This window comes from Amycolatopsis sp. 195334CR, assembly GCF_017309385.1.
Lineage (GTDB): Bacteria > Actinomycetota > Actinomycetes > Mycobacteriales > Pseudonocardiaceae > Amycolatopsis.
This window is the reverse complement of record NZ_JAFJMJ010000002.1, coordinates 1,430,087-1,445,742: the sequence shown is the minus strand read 5'-3', so window position 1 is coordinate 1,445,742 and position 15,656 is coordinate 1,430,087. Positions and strand designations below refer to the sequence as shown.

The 15,656-nt window shown below is 72.9% G+C and carries 13 protein-coding genes; 7 read left to right on the top strand and 6 right to left on the bottom strand.

What is annotated here, in order from left to right; all coding sequences use genetic code 11:
* Complete coding sequence (locus JYK18_RS29770) at positions 1 to 1,224, top strand: hypothetical protein (RefSeq protein ID WP_206806753.1); 1,224 nt, start codon at positions 1 to 3, stop codon at positions 1,222 to 1,224.
* A gap of 9 nt (positions 1,225 to 1,233) precedes the next feature.
* Here JYK18_RS29770 and JYK18_RS29765 read toward each other — a convergent pair whose 3' ends face one another.
* From JYK18_RS29765 to JYK18_RS47660, 3 genes are read right to left on the bottom strand one after another with little or no spacing between them, the layout of a single operon-like run.
* Positions 1,234 to 3,339: a transglutaminase domain-containing protein gene (locus JYK18_RS29765; RefSeq protein ID WP_206806752.1), complete on the bottom strand. Its 2,106-nt coding sequence runs from the start codon at positions 3,337 to 3,339 to the stop codon at positions 1,234 to 1,236.
* The gene (locus tag JYK18_RS29760; protein WP_242582215.1) at positions 3,336 to 4,487 is read right to left on the bottom strand and encodes a DUF58 domain-containing protein; all 1,152 of its coding nucleotides are present in this window, start codon (positions 4,485 to 4,487) and stop codon (positions 3,336 to 3,338) included. Before JYK18_RS29760 ends, JYK18_RS29765 begins: the two co-directional genes overlap by 4 nt.
* Entirely contained in the window at positions 4,487 to 6,400 is a 1,914-nt protein-coding gene (locus JYK18_RS47660; protein WP_206806751.1) for a fibronectin type III domain-containing protein, read from the bottom strand. The genes JYK18_RS29760 and JYK18_RS47660 overlap by 1 nt, the downstream gene beginning before the upstream one ends.
* An 87-nt stretch (positions 6,401 to 6,487) precedes the next feature.
* Between JYK18_RS47660 and JYK18_RS29750 the strand changes: the two genes are divergently transcribed.
* Genes JYK18_RS29750 through JYK18_RS29730 form a run of 5 tightly spaced genes read left to right on the top strand, consistent with a single transcriptional unit; the run spans position 6,488 to position 12,428 of the window.
* Positions 6,488 to 8,161: a BTAD domain-containing putative transcriptional regulator gene (locus JYK18_RS29750; RefSeq protein ID WP_206806750.1), complete on the top strand. Its 1,674-nt coding sequence runs from the start codon at positions 6,488 to 6,490 to the stop codon at positions 8,159 to 8,161.
* A gap of 10 nt (positions 8,162 to 8,171) precedes the next feature.
* A complete protein-coding gene (locus JYK18_RS29745; RefSeq protein WP_242582213.1) occupies positions 8,172 to 9,491 on the top strand; it encodes a hypothetical protein in 1,320 nt (439 codons plus the stop codon).
* On the top strand, positions 9,488 to 10,159 hold the full coding sequence (locus tag JYK18_RS48080; protein WP_206806749.1) for a response regulator transcription factor: 672 nt from the start codon (positions 9,488 to 9,490) through the stop codon (positions 10,157 to 10,159). The genes JYK18_RS29745 and JYK18_RS48080 overlap by 4 nt, the downstream gene beginning before the upstream one ends.
* Entirely contained in the window at positions 10,156 to 11,829 is a 1,674-nt protein-coding gene (locus tag JYK18_RS29735; protein WP_206806748.1) for a right-handed parallel beta-helix repeat-containing protein, read from the top strand. Before JYK18_RS48080 ends, JYK18_RS29735 begins: the two co-directional genes overlap by 4 nt.
* 59 nt (positions 11,830 to 11,888) lie before the next feature.
* Positions 11,889 to 12,428, top strand: a complete 540-nt coding sequence (locus JYK18_RS29730; protein WP_206806747.1) for a hypothetical protein — start codon at positions 11,889 to 11,891, stop codon at positions 12,426 to 12,428.
* A 17-nt stretch (positions 12,429 to 12,445) separates the two neighbouring features.
* Here JYK18_RS29730 and JYK18_RS29725 read toward each other — a convergent pair whose 3' ends face one another.
* Together JYK18_RS29725 and JYK18_RS29720 are read right to left on the bottom strand one after the other, a co-directional pair.
* Complete coding sequence (locus JYK18_RS29725) at positions 12,446 to 12,949, bottom strand: hypothetical protein (RefSeq protein ID WP_206806746.1); 504 nt, start codon at positions 12,947 to 12,949, stop codon at positions 12,446 to 12,448.
* Positions 12,950 to 13,087: 138 nt separating this feature from the next.
* Complete coding sequence (locus JYK18_RS29720) at positions 13,088 to 13,969, bottom strand: SDR family oxidoreductase (protein ID WP_206806745.1); 882 nt, start codon at positions 13,967 to 13,969, stop codon at positions 13,088 to 13,090.
* 85 nt (positions 13,970 to 14,054) lie between these two features.
* Between JYK18_RS29720 and JYK18_RS29715 the strand changes: the two genes are divergently transcribed.
* The gene (locus tag JYK18_RS29715; protein WP_206806744.1) at positions 14,055 to 14,627 is read left to right on the top strand and encodes a TetR/AcrR family transcriptional regulator; all 573 of its coding nucleotides are present in this window, start codon (positions 14,055 to 14,057) and stop codon (positions 14,625 to 14,627) included.
* A 108-nt stretch (positions 14,628 to 14,735) separates the two neighbouring features.
* On the opposite strand, the gene JYK18_RS29710 is transcribed toward JYK18_RS29715, so the two are convergent.
* Positions 14,736 to 15,650, bottom strand: a complete 915-nt coding sequence (locus JYK18_RS29710) for a S9 family peptidase (protein WP_206806743.1) — start codon at positions 15,648 to 15,650, stop codon at positions 14,736 to 14,738.
* Between the last annotated feature and the right edge of the window lie 6 nt (positions 15,651 to 15,656).

Genomic DNA, 15,656 nt, shown 5'->3' with positions numbered 1-15,656 from the left:
ATGGACTACGCCCGCCTGCCGTCGATGGTCCAGTTCGCGCTCGTCGACGTGGAAGCGCACACGCACCTGGCCAGGGTCGAGCAGGCCAGCCGGATGTGGCGCACCGTCGCGGCGGAACTGGAGGAGCTCGCCGACTCGCTGCGGCGGGAACTGGACAGCCTGAAGCCGAGCTGGAACGACTCGACCGGCACCGAGTTCGCCCGCCAGGTGACCCTTCGCACGGCCGCGATCGACGAGGCGCTCGCCAGGGTGCACCGGCACCGGCCGTGGCTGGCGCTGGACGAGCTGGCCAGGCAGTTGCTGCTGACCAGAACCCGGCTCACCGGCGCGGTGGACCAGCCCGCCGAGGACGGCAACCACGAGACGGCCGCCCACCTCGGTGAACTCGACCGCTACTTCCTCGCGGCCGCCGAGGCGGTGCTCGGCGCCGCCGGTGCCGAAGCGGCCACCGGGGAGGCGCCGGTGGACTGCTGCTCCGGCGTGGAAGGCGCGGGAGCGCAGCTCGCGAGCGCGCCGGCCGCGGTCCCCGGCGTCGTGCCGGACCTGCTCGGTTCGACGTTGCCACCGGGCAGCTTGTCGATTCCCGGGCTCATCGCCGTGCCACCGGGCAACTCGGGAGCCGGTGCGCGGCGCCCGGGGAGCGGCTCGGCCGGTGGCGGCCGGAAGGGTTCGCCGCTGGACGGTTCCCGGCCGGGTGGTTTCACCGCGAGCTCGGCCGACGGGCCGGGAGCGGGTACGGCCGGAGCGGACGGGCCGCGCCGGATCGAGCGGGCCGCGGATCCGATACCGCTGACCGCCTCGCGTGCCACGCCCGAGGCGCCGCAGCCGCCCGCGTCGGCGGGCCCGGCCGAACCGGGGTCGGGGCGAGGGCAGGGCCGGATGATCCCGCCCATGATGATGATGCCGCCGATGCTGGGGGGTGCGGCGGGCAACCGCCGGAACCGCCCGGCGTGGTCGCTGGAGGACGGCGAGCGGCGCACCCGGACCCCGGCGGCGACGCCGGGGGTGCCGCCGCGGTTGCGCGGGCGTTCGGCGCTGGGCGACCCGGCGGGCAACGGCTACCGGCCGGTGGCCATGTCGGAGACGGCCAAGGTCGGTGCCACGCCGCAGGAGCCGCTCGACCACGAGGTGTGGCAGGTGACCAATCCCGGCGCGGAGACCCCGTTGAAACCGGAGCCGGTGGAGCAGGAACCGCCACGAAGGATGCGGCGCCCTCGAGCGTGAGCACGCGTGTCAGCGCGGGGCGCGGAGCGGGCCGGGGTTCAGGGCGGCGCGCAGCCGGGCACGTGCCCCACGCCGCGCGAGTCCCCGGCGAACCGCGCTGACCGCGACCCAGGCCTGCCTTCCGGCGTCCGGCCCTGGGTCGGTGCCCGACCACAGGGTGGATTCCACGGTCGCACCGAGCGAGCGCAGGCCCTCCACCGCGGCGCCGTCGGTTGCCGCGACCGCCGCGGTGAGGTCGCGCACCGTCATCCCGGTGGACACCGGCACCCGGTAGGCCCGCAGCCGGTCGCGCACCTCCTCCCAGGCGCCGATCACCGCACCCGCACCGGGCCTGCGCCTGCGTCGCCGCGCCCGCACCGCCTTCGCCAGCGGTACCCCGAAACCCCACAGCAGCGCGACGAACACCGGCACCGCGAGCAGGACCCCGACCGGAAACGACCAGCCCGCCCCGAAATCGGGCCCTTCCGCCGCCGGTGCCTCGGGCAGCGGAGGGTCGCGCAGTTGCTCCGGCGGCGGCAACTCGGCACGCGCCCCGGCGGTGGCCGCGGCCAGCCCACTCCCCTGGCCCTGCCCGGCCGCCGCCGTCGTGCCGCTCGGGTCGAGCGGTACCCAGCCCACCCCCTGCACGGCCACCTCCGGCCAGGCGAACGCGTTGCCGTTGCGCACCGTGTACGGGCGGCCGGGCACCCGGTCGGCGGGCGCGCGGAAGCCGACCGCCAGCCGCGCCGGGATGCCCTTGATCCTGGCCAGCGCGACGTACGCGGCGGCGAACTGCTCGCTCGTGCCGCGCTTGGTTTCCAACAGGAACTTCTTCAGCTGCGGCCACGAGTTCCCGGTGGGCAGGTCCGGGCCCTCCGCCAGCCGGTAGTGCTCACGCAGGAACTTCTCCAGCGCCAGCGCGGCCTGGAACGTCGGCCGGGTGGGCACGGCCGCCTCGGCCAGTTCGGCGATCCCCGGTGGCACCTGCCCGACCCCGCCCAGCTCTCCCGCCAGTGAAAGGTCCACCGCCGCGTCGTTGAGTGCGGCCGGTTCGGCTTGCGGTTCCCACCAGCTGAGGGTGTAGCCGACCGGCCCCGGCGCTCGGCTGAACAGCGATCCCTGCCGCTCCTCCACCAGCGGTTCGAGGCCCTCGACACCCGCGGGCAGGGGCTGGCTCGGCAGCCACGGTCCGCCGAGCCGGACGGCGCCGATCCCGGCGGTGCGCCGCTCGACCGCCACGGTGATCTCCTTGCCGGGCCGCAGATCCGCGCCGAGCTTGCGGTACCGGCCACCCGGCGTCCAGCCTGCCCCGTCGAACTCGTGCAGTACCACCACCGGCCACCGGTCCACCTCGGCAGCACCGTCCACAGTGAACACCGGGAGGTCCGGCTTGGACAGACGATCGGCGAGTTCGTCCAGCGGGCTGGTGATCCGGCTTTCGGCGAGCGGCGCGAACTGGTCGTCGCGGAGCGCGTATCTGGCCTCGGCCGCAGGCAGCAGCGTGCCACCGGCGACCGCGGCGATCACGGCGAGGGTCACCGTGGGCGCGGCGAGCAACAACGTCGAAATCCGCCGCTCGTCGTCGACCCGCTCGGCCCCGGTGGCGACCAGCAGTGCCCCGGCCGCCACGGCGAAGGCCAGCGCCCCGACGGTCGCGCCGACACCGGTGCTCGCGCCGAAGAACTGGCTGAGCACCACCACCGCGAAGCTCGGCGCCAGCGCCACCAGCGCTCCCCACCGGTACAGCAGCTCGATGCCGAACACACCGGCGGCCAGGGCCAGCAGCGGCACGAACAGCATGAGCGCCGGGTCCGGCTGGGCGGGCCACGTCGACTGCAGCACCAGCCGCCAGGAGTCCGTCGCGCCTTCGGCCAGCGCGCGGATCGTCGCGCCGGTCGGCAATCCCGCCACCGTGGTCGACCACAACATCGTCTCCACAATGGACAGAAGTCCGGCCGCCAGCGTCAGCACCGGCCGCACCGTCTCGTGCCGGGAAGCGAGCAAGGCGACCGCGAACACCGCCGCGGCGGGCACGGCCAGCGGCAGCACCAGCGGCCATCCCCCGAACACCGGCGCGAACAGCAGGCCCGCCACCACGGCGGCCAGCAGCACGCACGCCGTCGGGAGCGCCTTCATCCCAGCACCTCGTTCCAGCGGCGCACGGCGTGTTCGGCGTTGTCGGCGCCGAGCAGCCGCGCTCCCGTCACCGTCTGCGCGGCGCCCGCCGCCCCCAGCACGAACACGAAGATCGGCGAGTAGCGGCTGCGCAGCCAGGCCAGCGACGACATCTCGGCACCTCCCGAGGTGATCACCGTCAGGCAGCCGCCGAACCCGCGGCTCGTCCCGAGCACCGCGGGCACCACCGCGTCGGCCTTGCCCTGGCCCAGCACGCACAGTTCGTCGAGCAGCCTGCGGGCGGCCTGCGGACCTCCGGGAGTGGGCACGTCGAGGCCGGACGAGGTGACCAGCCTGCTGTGCCGTCCGGCCAGCGCCGACGCGCCGAGCAGTGACGCCGCGAGGTCGACGGCCTCCTCGAACCCTTGTGGTGTCAGGGAACCCGGCCTGGTGTCGAGCAATACCGTGAACCGGGGTTGCCGCGGGTCGGCCAGGTCGCGCACCATCAACCGGCCGGTGCGTGCGCTCGCTTTCCAGTGCAAGTGCCGGATCTCGTCGCCGGGCACGTACTCACGCACGTCGCGCAGGTCCATCGAACCGCGCAGCAGCTCGTCGGTGGCGGCGCCCTCGTGGTGGTGCCGGGCGTAGCCGGCGGTCGGCACCCTGGCCGGGAACTGCTTCGGGTACACCCACAACGTAGCGGTCTCGCCGGTCGGCAGCCGGTTGCGCGCCAGGCCGAACGGGTCGGCCCGGTGCAGCAGCAGCGGACCCACCGTCATCAGGCCGCGGACCCTGGTCGTCAGCTCGTAGTGGTAGGTCGCCCCGGTCGACGGCGGCAGCGGGCGGATCCGCACGGTCCGCGCCTCGCCGCCCGCCCGGTCCGTGGCCAGCACCCCGGGCTGCGAGGCGGCAGTGGGGTTGCGCACTTTCAGCCGCGCCAGCGCCGAATCGCCGCGCCCCACCCGGTCCGGGTACACCGAGCGGGTCACCACCACCCGCACCCGGCGCGCCGTCACCGCGACGGCGGCCACCACCGCGGCGAGCAGGATCCCGCCCAGCGCGCGCAGCAACGGGTACCCCGCCCACTGTCCAAACGCGACCAGCAGGAGGCCGAGCACGAGCACCGCGATCCCGCGCCGGGTGGGCCGCACCCCGGCCTGGCCGCTCATCAGCCGGGCCAGGTGTAGTGCTTGGAGGTGGTACCGGTCTCCTCGATCACGACCCACACCTCGTATCCGGGCTCGCCGAAGTCGATGTTCTGGAAGTCCACCTCTCCGTTCTCGTCGGTGGTCCAGCTCGAGCCCGGGTTCTCCCAGGTCGGGTGGTTCGAGAACGGGTTGAACTCGTACTCGGTGTCCGGTTCGAGGCCGCTCGCGCGGATGCGCATCTTGTGGCAGGGCGGCCCGCACCCGTCGTACTCGCTCGGTTTCCCGCGGCTCACCGTGACCGACGGGCCGGGGATGGCCACCTTGGCGCTGGCCGCGGTGCCCTGGCCCGCACTGTTCTCGGCGATGATCGTCACGGTGTAGCTGGTGCCGGGTTTCAGGCCGGACAGGGTGGCCGAGCGGGCGCTGCCGGGCTTGGTCAGGCTGCCGTTGCCGGGTTTCCAGGACACGTGGTACGCGGTCACCTCACCGCCGTTGGGCGCGGCGGCGCCCCAGGTGAACTGGACGGAGGTGCCGTCGACCGCAGTGGTCAGATTGGTGGCGGCCCCGGGCGGGCTCGCCGGAAGCGGCTTCGGCGGCTTGGGCTGAGGCTGTGGTTGGGGCTGGGGCTTCGGGCCGGGCTGCGGTTGAGGCTGGGGTTGAGGTTTCGGGCCAGACTGAGGGTTCGGCTCGGGCTGGGGCTTCGGGCCGGGCTGGGATTGCGGGTTGGGCGCGGGCTTCGGCGCCGGTTGTGCCTGCGCCGGTGGATTCCCCGGAGGCGGCCCCGCCTGCGAGCCCTGGTCCGGCGGCGGCTCGGGCGGCGGCGCCTGCGGATCGCCGATACCGCCCGGTTTCCCGGCATCGGTCAGCGGTACCTGGCTCACCGCACCGTGCTCGTCGACCACCATGACGTGCCCGCCCTGGTCCCCGTCGACGTACACGCGCCCGTCCGCACCCCGGCTCAGCCTCGGCGCGCCGGTCTCCGGCGGCACCGGGGTGACCGCCTGCGGCTTGCCTTCGCTGGTGTAGGTGTGCACCGCGTTGTTCCGCCGGTCGAGCAGCACGACCGACGACCCGCTCGGCTCCGCACTGGTGAACTCGCCGTCGGGCAACGGCACGGTCACCGTCCCCGCGGCGGCCGAGCCGGTGCCGAGACCCGCGGTGTCGATCAGGTGCAGCTGCCGCGCGCCCGGGTCGACCACCGCGACGCGCCCGGCCGTGTCCGCGTTGGCGATCGTGGCCGTGTGCGGCAGATCCACGCCCAGGTTCACCGGGGTGCCGAGCCCCTGCGCGGTCACCGTCTGCACGGTGTCGGCCGTCTTGTCCACGAACGCCACCGCGCTGCCCGCCACGGTCAGCTCGCCGCTGTGGCCCATCGGCGTCACCGTCGGGCACGACACCTGGTCGGCGTCCACGGCCAGGGTGCACACCACCCCCGTGGCCATCCGGTGCAGCCAGAGCGCGCCCTCCGGGGTGGCCACCGGGTCACCGAGATCGGTACCCGCGCGGATCGTGGCGGGCCGTTCGCCGAGCCGCACCACCGTGCCCGCCTTGCGGAACACGAGGTATGGCCCGCCCGGTGCCTCGACCCCGACGGCAGGCTCACCGGTCGGGGCGGGCACCTCGTTCTCCACTTCGAGACTGGATTTCCCGAACTCCCGGATCCGCGAGCCGCCGACGACGAACACGCTGGAGTCGCCCTGGTAAACCCGGTCGCCGGGATCCAGCGGCAGGCCCGCCTGCGTGTCCACCGTCGCGCTGGCCCCGTTGACGTGGAACAGGAGGTCCAGTCCCGGGTTGCCCACCCAGTGACCCGACGGCGCGAAATCCAGCCCGCCCAGTGCTTCACCCGCACCGGAGACCGCGACCGCCACCGTTCCCGCGCAGGCGGCCACGAGCAGTGCCGCCGGTAACCGTTGCCGCAGCTTGCTCGTCACGCGGCGAGGGTAGGACACCCTGGTACACAAAAGGTCCAGCTCGCGCTGTCATCAAAACCTCATGTTCGGCCCTGGATGGTGGACCGCATGCTGTTCCACACCCTGGGGCCGCTGGAGGTGCGCGGCCGCGATGGCGAGGTCCACCGGCTCGGCAACAGCAAGGCCGCGACCCTGCTGGCAACGCTGTTGCGGCACCCCAACGCGTGGCTCACCAGCGCCAAGCTGATCGAGGCGACCTGGCAGGACGCGGCCGCGCCCGCCTCCGCGGAGTCGAACCTGAAGACCTACGTGTGGCAGCTGCGCCGCGCGCTGCCGGAAGGCGCCGCCAGGATCGAAAGCGCGCCCGGCCGCTACCGCCTCCGGCTCGGCCACGGGGAACTGGACACCCAGCACGTCGCCGAGCGCGCCACTGTGGCCCGCGCGGCCACCGCGACGGGAGATTTCGACACCGCGGTCGCCGCGTACGAGACGGCGCTCGGCTGGTGGCGTGGTGTCGCTTTCGAAGGCCTGCCAATGGGTTGTGCCGCCGAGGAGTTCGCGGAACTGCGCGGGCAGTTGCGCGAGGAACTCGCCGACGCACAGCTCGCGCTCGGCCGCACCGGCGACGCCGCGCGCACGCTGCGCGCCCTCACCGAGGACGACCCACTGCGCGAAACCGCGTGGGCCAGCCTCGTCCGCGCGCTGCACGCACTGGGCAGACGGGCCGAGGCGGTGCGCGCCTACCGCCAGGCGAGCCAGGCCCTCTCCACCGAACTCGGCGTCCGCCCCGGCCGAGCCCTGAACTCGGCCTACCTGGCCGCGCTCGAACCGGCGCGTCCCCGCCGGGAACTTCCCCGCGACACCCCGTGGTTCACCGGCCGCACCGCCGACCTGCACACCATCCGGCGCGCAACCGGCGTGGTGCTCATCGACGGCCAGCCCGGCATCGGCAAGAGCGCGCTCGCCGTGCACGCGGCGCACACCCTCGCCGGTGCGTTCCCGGACGGCCAGCTCTTCCTCGACCTGCACGGCAGCACCCGGCCGCTGACCGCGTTCGACGCGCTCGGCACGCAGTTGAGCCGCATCGGGGTTCCGGCCGCGCTGCTGCCCGGCACGGTGGACGAGCGCGCGGCGCTGTGGCGCTGCGAACTGGCCCACCGCCGGGTGCTGCTGGTGCTCGACGACGCCGAAGGCCCCGGCCAGGTCGCACCGCTGCTGCCCGCGGGACGGGACTGCCGCACGCTGATCACCACCCGCAGCCGCGGCTGGCACGTCGACGGCGCCGTGCGGATCGGCCTCGGTCCACTGTCCACATCGGACGCCTTCGCACTGGTGCGCGCCGCCACGGGCGAGCCCATCGGCGAGGCACTGCTCGCGCTCTGCGGCGGGATTCCGGCCGCACTGCGGGACGTGAGCACCAGCCTGTGCACTCGTCCACCGGGGGCGTCGAAGAAGTTGGCGACCCCGTGCCAGGTGTTCGGGTGTGCCGGTGACGGTTATCGGCACGCGCTGGCCACGGCGTTCGCGTCGCTGTCCCCGGCCGGACGCTCCGCGCTGCACGCGCTCGGGGATCTGCCCGGCGAGTTCGCTTCCGCCGACGCCGTCCACGCGCTCGGCGGCACTCCGGACGCCGTGCGGCGGACCTTGGAAGCGCTGGTGGACGTCGGCGTGCTCGACGCGCTCCCCCACGGCCGTTACCGCGGCCACCGGCTCGTGTACCACTACGCGGGCTGCCGGGAGTGCGCTCCGGCATCCGCGACGGCCGTGGCGCGGGTGGCATGAGGCGCCGGAGATGACGGCCGAGCAACGGCGGCTGGCCGAGGAGGCGGAGCGCGCGGCCACCGAGAACCGCGCTGCGCCGACGGGCGCCACGGAGCACGCTGCGCCGAGGGTCGCCACGGAACGCGCTGCGCCCAAGGCATCCTCGGTACCCGTCGCGACCGTGGCCGCCGCGCGGATCACCGCGGCCCGGCCACACCCGGCCGTCCAAGCGGAGAGCACGGCCCGACCCAGTCCACCACCGATGCCCGCGCGAGTCGTGGCAGCCAGCACGCCACTGAACCCGATCGAGCCGCCGCCCCCGCCCGTCCGCCGGCGGCCGCTGGAGCTTCCGGTGCTGCGGATCGTGTGCTGGCAGCTCGCGCTGGTGCTCGCGGTGCTCGCGATCGGCAGGCCGTGGCCCGTGGTCACCGGTTTGCTGCTGGCGTCCGGGGGCTTGCTGACCTGGAGCGCGGGGCGCATCCACGGTCGCTGGCTCTCCGACGAGCTGATGTCCAGGGCGCGGTTGCTGACGCGGCGCCGGGCCAGGGACCTGCCCGACACCGGTGGTGCCACGGCCCTGCTGAGCGGCCTGGCGCCGGGCGCCGGGGTGCGCACCGTCGAACTCGCCGGGATACCCGCCGGGGTGATCAGCCGGGTGGAGGAACTGCTCGCCGTGCTCCGCCCGGTCGACACCGCCCCGGCCGCGCTCGCCAGGTTCGCGTTGTCCGGCGCGCCCCTGGCCGACACCGGTGACGCCGGTGGCGCCCTGCCCGCCGTCCGAACGCAGCTCGTGCTGCACCGCGGTCCTCGGCCCGCCGAGGAGACCCGAGCGTGGCTAGCCGTGCGCATGCTGCGTGAGCCGAACTTCGCCGAGGACACCGAGTTGCTCGTCGCCCTCGGCAACACCGTGCGCAAACTGCACCGCAAGCTTCGCGGCGCCGGGATGGCGGCCGCGGCGCTGACCGAGCCGGAGGTGCTGGCCACGCTGGTCGGGCTCAGCCACACCGGGCCGGGCCGGGGCGCGATCAGGGAGGAGCGGCGGTTCTGGCGGGCCGGGCCGGTGGCGCAGGCGGGCATCCGGGTCTCCGGGCTCGGCACCCGCTCGCTGTCCGCGCGGATGGACTTACTGCACCGGTTGCTCGCCGCGGTTCCCGGGGTGGCCTGCACGGTGGCGATCACCGTGCCCGAGCACACGGGCGTGCTGCGGGTCGCGGCCACCACCGACGCCGCCGTGGACGCCGCCGCCGACCGGCTGCTGCGGCTGGCGGTGCCCGGGGTGCGGCTCGACCGGATGGACAACCAGCACGCGCTCGCCGTCGCCGCGTCGCTGCCGATCGGAGGGAACCCGTGACGTCCTCTCCCCAGGAACCGTTCCGGCTCGCCGCGGTCCACGGCAGCGTGTCCGGCGCCTTGCTGTCCCGGCACGCCAAGGTGGCGGGCACTCTCGTTGCCGCGCAACGGGATGTGCTGGTGGTCAGCTCTCTGGTCGATCCGGTGCCGGCGGCGCGCCAGGCCGTCCTCGGCCGCGGCATCCGCTTCCGCATGCTGGTGCCCGACCACGTGCGGACCACGGCGGGACCGGCGCGCCGGCTCGGCAGGCTCGCCCGGCAGGGGGTGCTGATCCGCACGATGCCCGACGTTCCGCTCGAAGCGCTGGTGGTCGACGGGACGCTCGCGATCCTGCCCGGCGAAGACACGCACGACGTGGCGGTGCTCCGGCTGCCCAGCGTCGTGGCGGCCATCACCGAGCTGGCCGAGCGGCTGTGGCCGATCGCGGTGCCGTTCACCGGCAGCGACCCACCGGAGGCGGTCGAATTGTCCGACCGCGACCGGGAACTGCTCGCGCTGCTCTGCGAGGGGCGCACCGACGAGTCGGCCGCGGCCGCGCTCGGCGTCTCGGTGCGCACCGTTCGCCGGATGGTGTCGAGCCTGATGAACCGGCTCGGCGCCCGCAGCCGGTTCCAAGCAGGAGTGAAGGCCGCCGACCGCGGCTGGCTGGCCGAGGAGGCACACCGATGACCACGTCCGCAGGCCGTACGTTGCTGGTCGACCCCGCGGGGCACGGCGCTTATCCCACGCTCGGCGAGGCGGTGCTCGAAGCACCCGACGGCGCGTGTGTGTCGATCGCGGCCGGGACCTACGCCGAGACCCTCGATCTGTCGGAGCGGTACCTCACCCTGCGCGCGGAGGGTGGTGCCGAGGTGCTGCTCGACGGCACCGGTGCCGACGTGCCGGTGCTGTTCGCGCGCGGTGGCGCGCTCGCCGTGCACGGGGTGAACGTGCGCGGCGGGGACGCGGCGGCGGTGCGGGCCGAGGACGCCGAGCTGACCATGGCGGGCTGCACCGTGCACGCCGGCCGGGGGCCGGGGGTGGCGGTCCGCGGTCCGGGGCCGCTGGCGATCAGGGACGTGACCATCGCCGGGGCGGAGCAGGGGCTGATCCTGGAAGGTACGTCCGGTGTGGTGGAGAACGTCACCATCGAGGACGTCACCGCGGACGGCATCATCGTCGGCCTCGGCGCCGATCCGGTGCTGCGCTCGTGCACGATCAGCGGGTGCGGGCGGCGCGGGCTCTACATCTATCAGCACGCGAGGCCCTCGGTGCGGAACTGCCGGATCAGCCGCACCGGGCAGGCCGCGATCGTGGTGGCCCACCGCAGCGAACCCGAGCTGAAGCACACCTCGGTGCGTGACGCGCGTGGGGTCGGCATCGACGTGGGCCCCGGCTGCGGCGGTTCGATCGAGGCGTGCGACATCGGCAACACCGCCGAACCCGCGATCCGGCTCGACGGCGCGGCGACCGCGCGGATCGTGGCCGAGCCCATCGAGCTGGTCGGCGGGGCCAGCCCGCTGGACACCCTGCTCACCGAGCTGGACGGCATGGTCGGGCTGCCGGGCGTCAAGGCCGAGGTGCGGTCGCTCGTCGACGAGATCCAGGTGAACGGGTGGCGGGCGCGGGCCGGGCTGGCCACCGGTGCGCTGAGCCACCACCTGGTTTTCGCGGGCGCGCCCGGGACCGGGAAGACCACGGTCGCCCGTTCCTACGGGAAGTTGCTCCGCGAGCTCGGTGTGCTGCCCCGCGGCGAGTTCCGCGAGGTGTCCCGGCGGGATCTGGTCGGCCAGTACATCGGGCACACGGCCGAGAAGACGGCGGTGGTGTTCGAGGAGTCGCTCGGCGGGGTGCTGTTCATCGACGAGGCGTACACGCTGTCCAGGCAGTCCGGCAGTGGTGGTGACTTCGGGCAGGAAGCCATCGACACGCTGGTGAAGCTGATGGAGGACCACCGGGAGGAGATCGCGGTGATCGTCGCGGGCTACACCGACGAGATGCGGCAGTTCCTCGCCGCGAACCCCGGGCTTTCGTCGCGGTTCGCCAAGACCGTGGAGTTCGAGGACTACACCCCGGACGAGTTGGTCGGCATCACCACCCGGATGATCACCGCGGGCGACTACGGACTCGACCCGGCCGCCGCCCCCGCGCTCACCGAACACTTCCGGCGGCTCTCGGGGGAACCGGGCTTCGGCAACGCCCGCGACGCGCGCAAACTGTTCGACACCGTGCGGAAGACGCAGTCGGGCCGGTTGCGCGGGCTGGGCCGGATCCCGGAACCGGCCGAACTCCGCGAACTACGCCGGGACGATGTACTGGCCGCCATCGGCGGGCCGGGTGTCGGGGACAGCACTGGATGATCGGGGCCATGCCGTTAATCGAGGTGCTCAGATCCTCGTGTCGTGGGACGGTTTCGACCATGGATCCGCGCGTTTCGGGCTGGCTGCCCGCGTTCCTGCCCGCCGACGAACAACTCCACCGGCAGGCCGCACGACTCCGGTCGCTGTCGGGGCTTCGCGTTGCCCAGACGTGGACGATCTGGAACCTCGCTTTCGACGAGTGGTTCGCCGACCTGCCCGTCGTCCTCCGGTTGGAACGGGGCCCGCAACTCGAAATCTCCTGGGCGAAGCTCGACGACCTCTCGCTCACGTGGGACACCATCGACGTGGCGGTCGAACCGGAGCCCTGGTTCGATTGGCCGCTGGAATGGCGACGAGCGGCACACCCGGCACTCGCCGCGATCGAAGGTGAGGCCCTGCAGCGAATATCGGCGACCTCGTTTCGATTCGTGACGGAGAACGTAGCTGACGCCAGTGATGTACAGGAGGCATGGCTGACGACCGGCCTGTGGCTGGCAACCAACCGCGGCGGACTGCACGTCTTCAACGCCCTGGACGAGAATGGGCTGTCTGCTCAAACACCTCCCCTCGACACAGACCACGTCTGGCGCCACATCTGATCGCGTTCCCGGCGATATCAGCGCTTCCCGGTTCCAGGAACGTCGTCTTCCACCACGATGAAGGGCGAGTAGCCGGGCTCGACCTGGTCGACCGACAGGCCGGAGAAGACGAGCGCGATGGTGTGCGCGTTGGCTTCGATCACGGCTTCGTGGAACGGTCGATTCAGCCGGGTGGACCATTCGGCGGTCTCCGTCGTGCCGGGCAGCAGCTTCGCTCCCGGGTACAGCTCTTGCCAGCGCACGCCCCAGACGTAGCCGTCGAGTTCGCGGGCCTGCTCGAAGTCGAGCAACCGGTCGTCCAGCGACTGACTCCACGTCTCCGGGGAAACCGTCGAGGTCACTGATGCGCGGACGCAGTGGCTGAAGCGGTAACGGAGGTACGCCGGCGGAATCCCCGTCCGAGGATCGGCCATCGCGTGGACGATGACATCGTAGTCGCGCATGTAGTCGGTGAAGCCGTGGAAGACAAGCGCCTGGTCGACGATGTCATCGAATGCTTCCTTCATCTGGTGAATGTCCACAACGGGCATTTTGCTGGGCGTCTACTGGGGCTGTATGGCGGAGTCCCCTTCGTGGATTGTCGCGCAGCTGGGCAATGGGGCGGCGCCGGAGGCGTGGTCGTGGTGGTGCACGTCTGGGAGGTGGCGGAGCGCTGCCGGTCAAGGTTGGATGTTCTCCAGGTCCTCCAGCAGGCTCGGGTGCTTCGGCTCCCAGCCGAGCGCCTGCCGGGTGTGGGTGCTGGACGCGGGCTGGTCTGCCGCGAAGATGACGCCGAGGGGGCCGTAGGTCTGCGCCGGCACTGACTCGACGGGCAGGCCGAGCCGCCGGCCGATGACGGCTGCGATGTCACGCACCTGGTCGCCCTCGTCGGCCACGGCGTGCCAGGCGGTGCCGGCTTCCGCCTGCTCCAGGGCGAGCCGGAACAGGACCGCGGCGTCGAGGGCGTGCACGGCCGGCCAGCGCTGCGTGCCGTCGCCCGGGTAGCCGGACACTCCGCTCTGTCGCGCGATCCCGGTCAGCACGCCGGCGAACCCGCCCGTGCCCTCGTTGTGGACGGTGCGCGGCAGGCGGACGGCCGAGGTTCGGACCCCGCGCGAGGCCAGGCTCAGGACTTCCGTGACCGCGCGACTGCGACCGCCGACCGGCCCGTCGGTCGGGATCGGGTCGGCCTCGGTGGAAGCGCGGCCCGGCACGGGGGGCGTTCCCGAGCAGACGACGAACGGGCGATCGCTGCCGCCGAGCGCCTCGCCGAGGGCGGCGAGGGCGGCGCCTTCCTCGGCGACGGCGTTCGCCAGGGCTTCGGGGCTGCTGAAGTCGTTGGCGAAGGCCAGGTGGATCACGCCGTCGGCCCGGGCGGCGCCGGCGCGCAGGACGTCCAGATCGGCCAGACCACCCCGGATCGGCTCGGCGCCGGCCGCCGAGGCGGCCTGCGCGGACGCGTCGGAGCGGGCGAGTGCGAGGACGGTGTGGCCATTGCCGAGCAGCTCAGCGACGACGGCGGACCCGATCAGACCGGTGCCACCGGTGATGAAGACGCGCATGGAACTCTCCCGCGAGTGATGGGACTCTTGTCTCATCACCGTACCAGGGTGACGGGACAAGAGTCCCATCACCTAGGATGGGCCCATGGGTCGATGGGAGCCGGGCGCGCGCGAACGCCTCGTCATGGCGGCCGTCGACCTGTTCACCGAGCAGGGGTACGACGCGACGACGGTGGCCCAGATCGCCGAGCGCGCCGGGGTCACCAAGAGCACCTTCTTCCGGCACTTCCCGGACAAACGCGAGGTGCTCGTCGCCGGGCAGGAGACGCTGAGCCGGCTGCTCACCGAGGGCATCGCCGAGGCGCCCGCCGACGCCAGCCCGCTCGAGGCGGTCGCCGCCGGTCTGCAGCGCGCCTCGACCGCGATGGGCCCGATGAGCCGGGAAATCGCCCCCCGGCTGAAGGCGGCCGTCGCCGCCAGCACCGAACTTCAGGAGCGCGACGCCCTCAAGACCGTCAGCCTCGCGGCCGCCATGACCGCCGCCCTGGTCGCCCGCGGCGTGCCCGATCCGACCGCCGCCCTCGCCAGCGAGCTCGGCGTCCTCGCCTTCAAGCGGGGGTACGTCGAATGGTCCGAAAGCGACCGCGAGGACGGGTTCGCCGCCTGCCTCATGAAGGCCCTGGACGAGCTGCGCGCCGCGAGTGCGTCGCTGGGCTGACCGGAAAGCGCACCCGCTCCTCGGCTGCCCGCCGAGCCGTTCTGCCCGCGCTGGTGCCGGACGGCCCTCGGCATCGTCGCGTGTCCTGATCGTCACTGTTCGTGCTGGTCACTTGAGGTGCTTATCGAACCAGTTGATCGGGATCTCGGGGTGCTCGCCGAAGTAGTTGTAGCCGTCGAAGCGGCGGTCCGTGCCTTCGATCCAGTGCAGTTCCTTGTCTTCGATGGGCAGGGCGTCGAAGATCGACTGGACGTCGTCGGGGCGGGTCATGATGTCGTGGTGGACCTGGGCGACGAGCGTGGGCACGGTGATCGCGTGAACGTGGTGAAGCGGGGTCTGTTCGTCGAGGTGGAACCCGGTGCGCTCGTGCACGGCCTTGTCGAACTGCGCGAAGCCATCGGCCATGCCGATGCCCTCGACGAACCGCTCGACGATCGGGCGACCCGAGACCGGCTGCAGCATGACCATGGCCTGGATCTCGGCGAATTCCTCGGGATGCCGGGACCAGGCCACGGCGGTCGAGTCGGCGCCGAGGCACACCGACAGCAGCACTTTGCGCATGGCCTTGGTGTCCGGGCGCGAGGCGGCGTAACGCAGGGAGCCGATCACGTCCCGGTACTCGAGCAGGCCGATGCCCGCGATACCGCCGTTGCCCTGGCCGCTCAGGCCGTGGTTGCGCAGGTCGTAGGCGAGGACGTTGTAGCCGGCGTCGTGCAGCGCCCGGTACTCGGGCAGGAAGTTGACCTCGAACCCGCCCAGGCCACCGAACTCGGGCAGGTGACCCGGGTATCCGTAGCGGTTGCCGGGCAGGAAGTGGTTGTGGATCACCAGCTTGTCCGAGTCGGCCGGGATGAACCAGCCCTCCAGCGGCACGCCGTCCGTGGACGGGAAGGTGACGTCCTGGTAGGACAGACCCACCTCGTCCGGGCGACGCAGCACCGGTGCGCGGCGCCCTCCGGTCGTGCCCGTGGTCCACAGCTGGACGAAGTTGTCGAACGCCGCCTGGGCTTTGTCGTGCTCCATGAGACT